The 12137-nt window shown below is 34.9% G+C and carries 12 protein-coding genes; 5 read left to right on the top strand and 7 right to left on the bottom strand.

The features are described 5' to 3' along the window. The first annotated feature begins 33 nt into the window (after positions 1-33). Positions 34-873 (top strand): aminotransferase class IV, encoded by an 840-nt coding sequence (locus KBJ98_RS03250; protein ID WP_210788256.1) that lies wholly within the window; start codon positions 34-36, stop codon positions 871-873. On the opposite strand, the gene KBJ98_RS03245 is transcribed toward KBJ98_RS03250, so the two are convergent. From KBJ98_RS03245 to KBJ98_RS03225, 5 genes are all read right to left on the bottom strand, one after another. Continuing rightward, positions 870-1430, bottom strand: coding sequence for a YqgE/AlgH family protein (locus KBJ98_RS03245; protein WP_210788255.1), 561 nt, complete (start codon positions 1428-1430; stop codon positions 870-872). The genes KBJ98_RS03250 and KBJ98_RS03245 overlap by 4 nt on opposite strands. A gap of 118 nt (positions 1431-1548) precedes the next feature. Then, the gene (locus KBJ98_RS03240) at positions 1549-1821 is read right to left on the bottom strand and encodes an HU family DNA-binding protein (protein WP_166138418.1); all 273 of its coding nucleotides are present in this window, start codon (positions 1819-1821) and stop codon (positions 1549-1551) included. Between the two features lie 168 nt (positions 1822-1989). Next, the gene (fmt, locus tag KBJ98_RS03235) at positions 1990-2937 is read right to left on the bottom strand and encodes a methionyl-tRNA formyltransferase (RefSeq protein ID WP_210788254.1); all 948 of its coding nucleotides are present in this window, start codon (positions 2935-2937) and stop codon (positions 1990-1992) included. Beyond that, the gene (locus KBJ98_RS03230; RefSeq protein ID WP_210788253.1) at positions 2937-4832 is read right to left on the bottom strand and encodes a RecQ family ATP-dependent DNA helicase; all 1896 of its coding nucleotides are present in this window, start codon (positions 4830-4832) and stop codon (positions 2937-2939) included. Before KBJ98_RS03230 ends, fmt begins: the two co-directional genes overlap by 1 nt. An 87-nt stretch (positions 4833-4919) precedes the next feature. After that, positions 4920-5453 (bottom strand): AAA family ATPase, encoded by a 534-nt coding sequence (locus tag KBJ98_RS03225; RefSeq protein ID WP_210788252.1) that lies wholly within the window; start codon positions 5451-5453, stop codon positions 4920-4922. Between the two features lie 149 nt (positions 5454-5602). Here KBJ98_RS03225 and KBJ98_RS03220 point away from each other — a divergent pair, with 149 nt between their 5' ends. The 4 genes from KBJ98_RS03220 to KBJ98_RS03205 all read left to right on the top strand — a co-directional run bounded on the left by KBJ98_RS03220 (position 5603) and on the right by KBJ98_RS03205 (position 9062). Beyond that, positions 5603-5887, top strand: coding sequence for a DUF493 family protein (locus KBJ98_RS03220; protein WP_210788251.1), 285 nt, complete (start codon positions 5603-5605; stop codon positions 5885-5887). An 88-nt stretch (positions 5888-5975) separates the two neighbouring features. After that, entirely contained in the window at positions 5976-6701 is a 726-nt protein-coding gene (locus tag KBJ98_RS03215; RefSeq protein WP_210788250.1) for a DUF4290 domain-containing protein, read from the top strand. A 95-nt stretch (positions 6702-6796) separates the two neighbouring features. Next, positions 6797-8107: a UDP-N-acetylglucosamine 1-carboxyvinyltransferase gene (gene murA, locus KBJ98_RS03210; protein ID WP_166138400.1), complete on the top strand. Its 1311-nt coding sequence runs from the start codon at positions 6797-6799 to the stop codon at positions 8105-8107. Between the two features lie 88 nt (positions 8108-8195). Next, positions 8196-9062 carry a cation diffusion facilitator family transporter gene (locus KBJ98_RS03205; RefSeq protein WP_210788249.1) on the top strand — a complete coding sequence of 289 codons (867 nt, stop codon included), beginning with the start codon at positions 8196-8198 and terminating at the stop codon, positions 9060-9062. A 63-nt stretch (positions 9063-9125) separates the two neighbouring features. Here the strand turns inward: KBJ98_RS03205 and KBJ98_RS03200 are convergent, their stop codons facing one another. Next, on the bottom strand, positions 9126-11612 hold the full coding sequence (locus KBJ98_RS03200; RefSeq protein ID WP_210788248.1) for a DUF5686 and carboxypeptidase regulatory-like domain-containing protein: 2487 nt from the start codon (positions 11610-11612) through the stop codon (positions 9126-9128). Positions 11613-11701: 89 nt separating this feature from the next. After that, positions 11702-12115: a type II 3-dehydroquinate dehydratase gene (gene aroQ, locus KBJ98_RS03195; protein WP_210788247.1), complete on the bottom strand. Its 414-nt coding sequence runs from the start codon at positions 12113-12115 to the stop codon at positions 11702-11704. Between the last annotated feature and the right edge of the window lie 22 nt (positions 12116-12137).

Genomic DNA, 12137 nt, shown 5'->3' with positions numbered 1-12137 from the left:
TCTTTGCCCTAAATCTAATTTAGGGCTTTTTTTATGATTAATTTTAACGGAACACTACTACCACAAGACAATACAGAACTTACTCAAAATAGAGGCTTATTATACGGAGATGCTGTTTTTGAAACGCTTAAAATAAGTAACGGAAAAATCCTTTTTCTAGAAGATCATTATTTTAGGCTAATGGCTGCTATGCGTGTGATTCGTATGGATATTCCTATGAATTTTACAATGGAATTTCTAGAAGAGCAGGTTTTGTCAGTGGTTAAAGAGCAAAATATTCTTGCCTCTGCTCGAGCACGTATTACTGTGTATCGCAACGACGGAGGATTTTATTTGCCAACTACAAATACAATATCGTATTTAATTCATGCTGCGCCTCTTGAAAATGCTACCTATGTTTTTCAAAATTCTGTTTACGAGGTTGACTTGTTTAAAGATTTTTACATAGCCAAACAGTTGCTTTCGTCTATTAAAACAACAAACAGGTTAGTTAATATTACAGGAAGTATATTTGCGTCAGAAAATGGTTTGGATAATTGCTTGTTACTTAATGATACAAAAAATGTGGTCGAGGCTTTGCAAGGAAATTTATTTATGCTTGTAGGCAGCAAATTAACTACGCCGCCATTAACTGAAGGTTGCTTAAACGGAATCATGCGTAAGCAAATTTTTCAACTTGCCAAAAAGATTGATGGACTTGAAGTTGTTGAAGAGGTTATTTCACCATTTGACTTACAAAAGGCAGATGAGTTATTTTTAACAAATGTTATTCAAGGAATTCGTCCCATCACACAATACCGAAAAAAGAAATTTACAACACAAATATCAGAACAATTGAACGGTAAGTTAAACGAATTGATTGCTAATGTTTAATTAAGATATGGGTTTTCTGGAGCATTAGACCAAATAATATAATCGCCACCTAACTCAATGAGTTGTTCTTTCCAAAAGTGGGTGGCTGATTTTCCAATGATTTTGTTTTCGTAAGTATTCGCTGTAATGATCCAAGAGTTATTTTCCATTTCGCTCTCCAACTGTTTTTCATGCCAGCCAGTATAGCCAAGAAAAAAGCGAATGTTCTCGTTGCTTATAGCGCCTTGGTTGATAAGTTCTTTAGTAAATTCAAAATCGCCTCCCCAATAAATGCCGTTAGAAATTTCGATACTATTAGGGATTAGGTCTGGAATGTTATGAATAAAATACAAGTTATCCTGCTCCACAGGACCGCCATTATAGATTTTGAAGCGCGCGTGAATTTCTGGAATCAAGTCGTTAATCGTATACTTTAGTGGCTTATTAATTATAAAACCAATGGAGCCCTCCTCGTTATAATCAGCTAATAAAATCACCGATCTGTTGAACGATACATCTCCAATTATCGAAGGTTCTGCAATGAGCAGGGATCCTTTTTTTAATTTATCTGTAGTCATACGATTTGATTTTTTATTAAAATTAAGGTTTTTATTATAATAATGCCAAATTTTTTTGAATAAATATATAAAAAAACCCTCCAAAAGGAAGGTTTTAATTATATATTGCTAATTACGATTAGTTTACAGCGCCTTCTAATTCAGCTCCGGCTTTAAATTTTACCACATTTTTAGCAGCAATCTGGATTGTTTTTCCTGTTTGAGGATTTCTTCCATCTCTAGCAGCTCTTGAAGAAACAGACCAAGATCCGAATCCTACTAAAGATACTCTTCCACCTTTTTTCAAAGTTTCACCTACGTTTCCTAAAAACGACTCTAAAGCTAGTTTTGCAGCAGCTTTTGTAATTCCTGCATCCGCAGCGATAGCATCGATTAATTCTGATTTGTTCATAATAAATAGTTATTAATTGTTGGTTAAATAAATTGTTAATACACAAATTTAGGAGGATTTCCGTTCCTTGCAAGTCTTTTGTGTTAATTTAGATGGTTTTGTTAATAACTTGATTTTTTTGTTCATAAATAACTTGTGAAAACTCTAAAACCCTTGTTTTTACGGGGTTTATTGTACTTTTGCGCCATCCGAAAACGAAACACCATTTAAGAATTCTGCAGTGTTCATTCTTTTTTTACCAGGGAATTGTAAGTTTAATATTTGCACGAAGCCATCCTTAACCGCAATTTTCATTTCTTTTTTGGTACAGATAATTTGTCCAATCTCAAATTGATGCTGCTCAATCTGGGATGTTGCTTGATAAATTTTTACATTCCACTCGTTTTCTTGATCTACAAAATAACTCCAAGCTGCAGGGTAAGGAGATAGCCCGCGAATTAAATCGTGAATCTCCACGGCAGATTTTGACCAGTCTATTTTGCAGTTTTCTTTATTTAGTTTGTAGGCTGTTTTGATGTTGCTGTCTTCAACTTGAGTCGTAGTAGTGGCATCATTGTTTGCTATTTTCTCTAAGGTCTCTAAAACCGTCTCGCTTCCTAATTGCATCAATCGGTCATGAAGTGTCCCTGCATCTTCATTTGAATCTATGTTGGTTTCACGTTTCAGGATCATAGCGCCAGTGTCAATCTTATCATCAATAAAAAAAGTGGTAACACCGGTGGTTTTTTCACCGTTGATGATAGCCCAGTTAATAGGTGCTGCTCCGCGATAGTTAGGTAGGAGTGAAGCGTGTAAGTTAAAAGTGCCTAAACTTGGCATTTCCCAAACTACTTTTGGTAACATTCTAAAAGCGACCACAATTTGTAAATTGGCATTTAACTCTTTTAAAGACGTGATGAAATCAGCGTCTTTCAGGTTTGTTGGTTGTAATAAGTGAAGGTCATTGGCTAGTGCATACTCTTTTACTGCAGAATATTTTATTTTTTGACCACGTCCAGCAGGTTTGTCAGCAGCTGTTATGACGCCTACAATTTCAAACCCATTTTTTTTGATACTATCTAGAATTCCCACAGCAAAGTCGGGCGTTCCCATGAATACGATTCGTAATTTTTCCATTATTTGACTAAGGTATATTTGTTATTTGGTAAAATCTTAATTTGATAGCTCTCTAGTAATTCTTGTAAAATTGGTATAAGTTGTTCGGCTCTGTTTTGTGTCATAAATTGTAATTCACGCGAGCTTTTGTCGCCCTCTTCCAGTAATTGCAGTATTTTTGTATCAAGCGCATCACTTTTTCTTGTTGGCTTTTTTTGGGTAATGCAATACGAGCAAATACCACAATTTGTCTTGTTTTCTTCGCCAAAATAGGCTAAAATTGAATTGCTTTTACAACTAGTGGTACTGCTAACATACTTTACTACAGCTTTTAATTGCTCTTTTTTTAGTTCGTTTTGCTTTTCAAGATATTTGGCTACCTTACTAATTGTTCTATCGTCTTCTCTTATTTCATTAAAAATTAAAGTCGCGTCGTTGTTTTTGGCGTGGTACGAAATGATCTCTTTTTCTTTTAATTTTTGAAGAACAGTTTGTACTTGAGCTTCGGTATGTTTTGATTTTTTTGCGATGAGTGCCAAGTTAAACGCAGTTGGCATTTCATAAATACCTGGATAAGTTCTCAAAATGGCTAAGATAATTTCTTCGTCATTTGGGTTCAGGCTGGTGTATCGAATTACCTCTTTGGATGGAATCAAAAATTGTAAATTTATTTTTTCTGAAAATTCCTGAGACAGACTAATTACTCCTTGACGATCTAAAAACTGAAGTGCTTGATAGGTACGAACCGGAGGAAAGTTATAGCGCAAGCAAAAATGATTTAGGTTAAAAAGGAAAGTTTCGTGTATTCCTTCACCGTAAGCAATTTGAAAATAATTACACAATTTAACGTACATGGTTTTCAAAAAAGCCTTGTCAGGTAAGCCAGCTATAAATTGGCCTTGAGCCTGATCAATGTCAGATGGGCTTGTGAGTAAAACAGCAAACGCTTTGTCTCCATTTCTACCGGCTCTTCCTGCTTCTTGATAATAGTTTTCCATGTTTTCAGGAAGTTGAATATGAATAACCGTTTTTACGTTAGCCTTATCAATTCCCATCCCGAATGCGTTAGTAGCTACCATAACTTGCACTTTTTCGGTCATCCATGCCTGCATGTTTTTGTCTTTTTGTTTTGCGTGAAGTCCTCCGTGATAGTAGGTAGCTTTAAATCCTCGTGAATTGAGTTGGGCTGCAATATCCAGACACGATTTTCTGTTGCGAACATAAATTATTGCTGTTTGCGGATTTTTTGTCAAAATTTGCTCAACTCGAAAAAATTTATCAGCAACTTCAAACACCATGTAGGCAATATTAGCTCGCGCAAATGATTGCTCAAAAACAGTGGGTTGCTGTAGTCCTAATTGGTTGATTATATCTTCTTTTACCCTTGCGGTAGCCGTAGCAGTAAGTGCGATAAAAGGCGTATTGGGGAAATACGTTTTTAGAATATTTATTTTTAAATAGGCAGGTCTAAAGTCATGACCCCACTGTGATACGCAGTGTGCCTCGTCAATTGCAATTAAATTTATTGGCAGCCCTTTGATCCGATCTAAAATCCAATCAGATTGTAAACGCTCGGGCGAAAGGTATAAAAATTTGTAGTTGCCATATTGACAATTATCCAATAAATCGATAATTTCATCAGATCGAATAGCACCTGTCAAGGCAATAGCTTTAATATTGCGATCGGCTAAATTGGCAACTTGATCTTTCATCAAAGCCACTAATGGCGAAATGACTAAGCATATCCCTTCTTGTGCTAAAGCTGGAATTTGAAAGCAAACCGACTTGCCACCACCAGTTGGCAATAACGCAAAAGTATCTTTTCCGCTTAAGACAGATTGAATAATTTCGCTTTGTAGCGGCCTAAATGTATCGTGTTTCCAATATTTTTGAAGAATAGCAACTGCTTCTTGCATACAGGGCAAATTTCATTGGTACCAACTTATTGGTGTTTAATTGGAGTAAAAGATACGTAATTTTAAATGAGAAACAAAAAATCAGTATTATATGCGCTCTAAAATGTATTGAATCCTATTCTCAACGGTGTCTTTAGGCACTTCAATCAAATTGTAACCGTATTTTTGGTACGTGTCTACCAAATGGTTGTAAATAATTTGAGCTTGTTCAAAGTTTTCATAACGAGCCTCGTCGCTTGTATAAATTTCTTCCCAAGGTGGCAAAAGGAAAATTTTAGAATAAAGGTGCTCTTTGCAAGCTGCGTCAAAACTGTCAGGATAGGTGTCGCCTATGTAATGCATGTACGCTAATACATCTGGAATTCCGCGGTCTATAAATACAACTTTATGTGGCTCTTTTGAAGCATTTTCAAATTGTTTTTTACGTCCTTCCAATAGCATTTCGCTAAAAAGTAAAGGTTTTTCAAGAAAAAGTTGGTCTATTCCTTGTTTTTTGGCTTCAAGTGTTACCTCCCGAGAAATCTCAGGGTAACAACAATGTCCTTTTTCTACTAAACCGTCTATTAATGTAGACTTTCCTGTTCCTGGACCGCCAATGATAACTATGATTTCTTTTTGCACTTTTAAAAAATAAGGCGCAAATTTACTTAAACTTATTGGGATTTGAAAAATTCAAGTCATTTAAAATGCAAGCTTTCAAAAATTCACAGTTCAATATTCATATTTTACGTTTGAAACCGTATCTTTGCTTTTTATTTTTTATACCGAAAATGGACAAAAAGACGGAAGAATTTTATGATCGTTTAAAAGGCGAATTAGAGTCGAGTACTACTTGGCCTTCAGCTTATTTATTCAAATTTATTGTACCCACAACCCCTACTAATGTTGAGTTTGTGCACAAGTCCTTTGATGGTTTAGGAGCTGTCATTAAAACCACTGCATCCAAAACAGGTAAGTTTACAAGCGTTTCTATTGATGTGATGATGACGGATGCACAACAAGTTATAAATAAATACCAAGAAGTTTCTGTGATCGAAGGTATCGTATCGCTTTAAAAATAAACATTATAATTTTTTTGAAGGCTATTTCGAAAGATGTTATTTTCGAAAAAAGCTAACCAATAAAAAATTGATACATTCGAATATGAATCCAAAATATATCAAAGAAAACGCCAACGATGTGGTACATCATTTGGAGTACAATGCTGAACGAACTCACTTGATTATTCCAGAGTATGGCAGGCATTTACAAAAACTAATTGATCAAGCTACCGTAATCAAAGATGATGTAGAGCGTAATAAAGCGGCTAAATACATTATCCAGGTTATGGGAAGTTTAAATCCGCATTTAAGAGATGTGCCTGATTTTCAGCATAAACTTTGGGATCAGCTTTTCATTATGTCTGATTTTAGATTGGTGGCCGATTCTCCTTATCCAATTCCATCGCGTGAAGTTTTGCAATTGAAACCAGATGTGTTGCAATACCCACAAAACTTTCCAAAATATCGTTTTTATGGTAATAATATCAAGTACATGATTGATGTGGCCAACAAGTGGGAAGAGGGCGAAATGAAAAGTGCTTTGGTTAAAGTAATTGCCAATCATATGAAGAAATCATACTTAAGTTGGAATAAAGACACCGTTAAAGATGAGGTTATATTTGAGCATTTGTATGAGCTATCTGATGGTAAATTAAATTTGATACAAAGTTCAGAAGAGTTGCTTAATACTACTGATTTACTGAGAACCAACAAGCGGATGTCGAACAAAATTACGCCTCCAGGTCAGCCAAAAATTATGGGTAACAAAAACCAAAAGTCAGGAAAATTAAATCCTACACATAAAAATCAAAATAGAAAACCTCAATAATTTCAAGAGGTTTGAGCATGATTGTTTTTAAAAACAAGAAAGCTTTGCAAGAGAAACGAAATAAGAATTAATATTTAACTCATAACTGTAAAAAAATGGGAATTTTCAAAATAGAAGGAGGCATTAGTCTAAAAGGTGAAATCACGCCACAAGGAGCAAAAAACGAAGCGTTACAAATTTTGTGCGCCGTTCTTTTAACCCCTGAAAAAGTGACGATTAATAATATTCCAGATATTATTGATATCAACAAACTAATCACTCTACTAGGAAATTTAGGAGTTAAAATTCAAAAAATTGGTTCTGGATCGTATACATTTCAAGCTGATGAGGTAAATGTACAATACCTAGAAACTGAAGCTTTCAAAAAAGAAGGTGGTTCATTGCGTGGATCAATCATGATTGTAGGTCCACTTTTAGCTCGTTTTGGTAAAGGTTACATTCCAAAACCAGGTGGAGATAAAATTGGTCGTCGTAGATTAGATACCCATTTTGAAGGTTTTATCAATCTAGGTGCCAAATTCCGTTATAATAGAGAAGATCATTTTTACGGTGTAGAAGCAGCTGATGGACTTACAGGAACGAACATGTTGCTTGATGAAGCATCAGTAACAGGAACTGCTAACATTGTAATGGCAGCAGTTTTGGCAAAAGGAATTACAACTGTTTACAATGCTGCTTGCGAACCTTATTTGCAACAATTATGTAAAATGTTGAATTCTATGGGTGCCAAAATTACTGGTGTTGGTTCTAATTTACTTACTATTGAAGGGGTAGAAAGTTTAGGTGGTTGTGAGCACAGAATTTTACCTGACATGATCGAAATTGGTAGTTGGATTGGATTAGCAGCAATGACAAAATCAGAAATTACTATTAAAAATGTAAGCTGGGATAACCTCGGACTTATTCCAAACACCTTCCGTAAACTAGGAATTACATTAGAGCGTCAAGGAGATGATATTTATATTCCTGCTCACGTAAACGGATATGAAGTAAAAACAGATATTGATGGCTCTATCTTGACAATTGCCGATGCACCTTGGCCAGGATTTACTCCTGATTTATTGAGTATCGTTTTAGTAGTAGCTACTCAAGCAAAAGGCGATGTGTTAATTCACCAAAAAATGTTCGAAAGCCGTTTGTTTTTCGTAGATAAATTGATTGATATGGGTGCCAAAATTATGTTGTGTGATCCACACCGTGCTGTAGTAATGGGACATGATTTTCAGTCTCAATTGAAAGCAACAACCATGTCATCACCAGATATTCGTGCGGGAATTTCATTGTTGATCGCTGCGCTTTCAGCAAAAGGTACGAGTACGATTCAAAATATTGAGCAAATTGATCGCGGATACGAGCGTATTGACGAGCGTTTAAGAGCGATTGGTGCAAATATTGTACGCGCATAAATACTAGTTTTATCACAATTTTCGTTTAAGTAAATAGCAATTAATACAAGTGATCTGCATTTACTTAAACGATTTTTATTTTTAATATATGTCAAGGGAGCAAACGGCTATCAAAGCAACTTATTTCAGCATCATAGGCAACACCACCTTGGCATTAATCAAGGGTATTGCTGGTTTTTTTGGCAATTCGTATGCGCTTATTGCAGATGCTATTGAATCAACAACTGATATATTTGCTTCGTTTTTGGTTTTGTTCGGAATCAAATATGCCAATAAACCTGCAGATGACAATCATCCCTATGGTCACGGCCGAGCCGAACCCTTAATTACGTTTTTAGTAGTTGGTTTTTTAATTACATCTGCAACTATAATTGCATACGAAAGTATTGTTAATATCAGAATACCACATGATTTGCCTAAACCTTGGACGTTAATAGTATTAGGTGCTATTATTTTATGGAAAGAATATTCGTTTCGGGTTGTTATGAAACGCAGTATTCAAACCAACAGTTCATCCTTAAAAGCTGATGCTTGGCACCATAGATCTGATGCTATTACTAGTGTAGCTGCTTTTATTGGAATCTCGATTGCTTTGTTTTTAGGTAAAGGATACGAATCTGCTGATGATTGGGCGGCTCTTTTCGCCTCTTTTTTTATTTTGTACAATAGTTATTTGATTTTCAGACCTGCTTTAGGTGAAATAATGGATGAGCATTTGTATGATGATTTGATTGATCAAATACGGGAAGTAGCGCAGCAAGTTGATGGAATTATTGATACTGAAAAATGTTTTATTCGAAAAGCAGGCATGCAATACCATGTTGATTTGCACGCTATTGTCGATTCGACTATTTCTGTAAAAGAAGGTCACGATTTGGCACATCAATTAAAAGATACCTTGCGAGAGCGCATTCCAGAGCTAGGTCATGTTTTAATTCATGTTGAACCCAATTAAATAGATATAAAAAAACACCCAACTGGGTGTTTTTTTTTTGAAACTATTAAAGATATTTTAGATTTATTCCAGAACATTTAAAATTTTCAAACCAAAAACCACTCCGTCTTTGGAGACTCCATTTTGAAAAGATCGCACATAATCAACACGAAACAATTTTAATTTTCCAAAACCAAGGTTGTCTAAACCAACACTAAGTTCTGAATAGGATTTTGCCGAAGGCGTTGACAGTTGGTGCGCTCCCAAAATCAAAGTCGATTTTAATTTATTCAAAAGTGGAATTTTATTCATCAAGTATCCGTTGTCATTGTACTCTGTGTGCGCTTCAAAGTAGCGATCATTCGTACTTTGTGAATAGTACGGTAACAATTTAAAAGTGTTTAAATAACGAGCCGTTTGTCCAATATTGGTTTGATTACCATTAAAATGTTTGTAATCTGTAAATGCGATGTTTTTTGCATTGGTAAACAAACCTGCTTTCAGATTGATACCCAATAGGCCTTTGTTGCCTAACTTTAAATCATAAAAAGCGCTCGTATTCCAGTGTTCAAATTCATATTTTTTATCAGATGCTGCCCAAGCTTTTTCTAGACCAAAGTACAAAGTGGGGTAATCACTGTTGCGAATGTTGAATTTTCCGTCAGGACGCGTAGCATATTTATTTCCAAAATTGATACGTAAAAGTAAATTACTTTTCACTAAATGATGTGTTTCAAATGGTGCCGATAACTCATTTGTTGGATCTAGTGGATTATTCGAACTGTAGAAATCTTCTTTTTTAAAGTAAGAGAAATCAGTTGTGTTGAACAAAGGTTTGCGTTTTTCATAGCTGGTTCGCACGCCTAAATTGAGTCCGTTGGCAATATTCTGATTATAGCCCATTGCAACCGATTCTAGTTGGTATAGCTTCATAAAATTGTTTTTAAAGAACAATGAACTGATGCTATTCATGAATTTGCTTATGGGTTCACTAGCATTAAATTGTTTTACTTCGCTTCCACCAGTTGCATAAATTGTTGCATAGTTTTGGTTGTTAAAACGATGCGTAAATTGACCTGTTGCGCGTAATCTATCTTCGGCAAATCCGTAATTAAATTTGGTGCCAATTGAGGTATATTGGCCTTTGGTTTCTTGATTTTTACGTGAAGTAAATCTAAAACCAGTATCAAAATTATAACCTTGAACGGTATTAAAACTTAGTGAACCCAAATTCAATAAGCCATCATAACTAAAATTTTGTTTTTTAACGCTGTTAGTGTACGTATAGCCGGTCAGGATTTTAAGAAATCTGAATTTATTATTCTTGGCATCAATAGAGTCAAGATAGCGGGGCGAATTACGTGTTTTGTAAATACTATCTTTTCGGATATAATCTAAATTCTCTTCACTTGTAAGCGGAATCGGTCGATTACTATTCCAAAAAGTACTGTCTTTTTTATTAGCGTTTATTTCAATTCGTGTAATTTCATTTGTAAATGTTTTAGGTGCAAAGGCAGATATAAAATCGTAATTATTATAAACGTAGTTGTACTTTCCTTTAAATTTAACGCTAAAGGCACCAGCTACAAGTTCCAAACTTTGTGTATTTTTTGCCCAAATAGCAGCTGCTTTGTTAAAACTAAAGTTCTGTTTTAAAGTCATGATGTCTACAAATTCTTCTTTCATTCGATATCCTTTTATATCAAGGTCGACTGCATAAATGGCCCAAGAATCCTCAACAATGTAAATATGTCCTTCAAAAACAGGTTCGCTATCTCGCTTTGCTGAAACTAAAATTTTATTAATTTGATTGTTGTTTTCGTCAAAAAAAGTTCCTTCTAGTTTGTAGTTGTAATAGTTAAACGCACTACTAGCTATGGGTGAAATCATGGGGACACCAAAATCAATAGTGTTATCATAAAAATCGTAAAATGACGATCGAGCAGTATTGTAGCTGTAGCCGTTGTTACTACCGCTGACTTTAGATGCAGTTACTACTTCTTTTAATTTGTTGGGTTTCTCGAAGGAAATTTTAGAAAATGTTTCTGATAAGGAAATAATTCCTGTTCCGGTAGAGTCGAGTGCGCCATCTAAATCACCGATTTTTTGACCTAATATTTTCTTTGGAGCATTTTCTAATTTGAAAATACCGCGGGAGTAAAAATCGGCGGTAAATCGGTTGGTTTTTTCCGTATTTCGTTTTCGTGCGGCAATTGCTTTTTTAATAATAGCCAACGCGGGATTTACATTTCTACTAATAACTACTTCGTTCAACGAAAAAGTTTCCTCGATCATTTTAACTACAATAGAGTACGGTAGTTTGGCAGTTTCAATCGTAACTTTTTGTGTTTTAAAACCAAGAAACTGAAAAATGAGTACGGGTTTTTCGCTTTTTTTCAGAGTGAATTCAAAATTACCTTGGTCATTGCTGGTTGTTCCGTAAAAAGAATCCTCTTGTAAGATAGTAACGTAGGGTAGTGGTTTGCCTTGTTCATCAACAATAGTTCCTTTAATTTGTGCATGACTCCAAATAGAAAGGAGCAGCAAAAAGATAGCGTAGTGTTTTTTCATGAAAGTTTTTTCTTTCTCAAAAATAACAGAACTTTATCAAGAAGCTATTAATAATTTGTTAAACGTTTCGTTTTGAGTTTTTTGAAAAATTACAAAAAAGAAAGTAAGGCTAACTCATAACTTTTCAGTCCAAATCCTACGATAACTCCTTTGGCATTTCCTGACAAGTAGGATTGATGCCTGAAACTTTCGCGAGCATAGGTATTTGAAATGTGTACTTCAATAACTGGTGTGGTAATGGCTTTAATGGCATCACCCAGACCGATAGAAGTATGTGTATAAGCACCAGCATTCAAGATAATACCGTCAAATGAAAAACCAACATCCTGAATTTTACCAATCAATTCTCCTTCAATATTACTCTGGAAATATTCGAACTCGACTGTCATGTATTTCTTTTGTAACTTATCAAAATAGTCTTCAAAAGTTTCGCTACCATAAACTTCAGGCTCACGTTTTCCAAGTAAGTTAAGATTGGGTCCGTTGATAATACAAATTTTCATGTTTTTTTCAGTTTTGGTAAAA

Source organism: Flavobacterium erciyesense, assembly GCF_018069925.1.
GTDB classification, from domain to species: domain Bacteria; phylum Bacteroidota; class Bacteroidia; order Flavobacteriales; family Flavobacteriaceae; genus Flavobacterium; species Flavobacterium erciyesense.
This window is presented reverse-complemented; position numbering and strand designations above follow the sequence as displayed.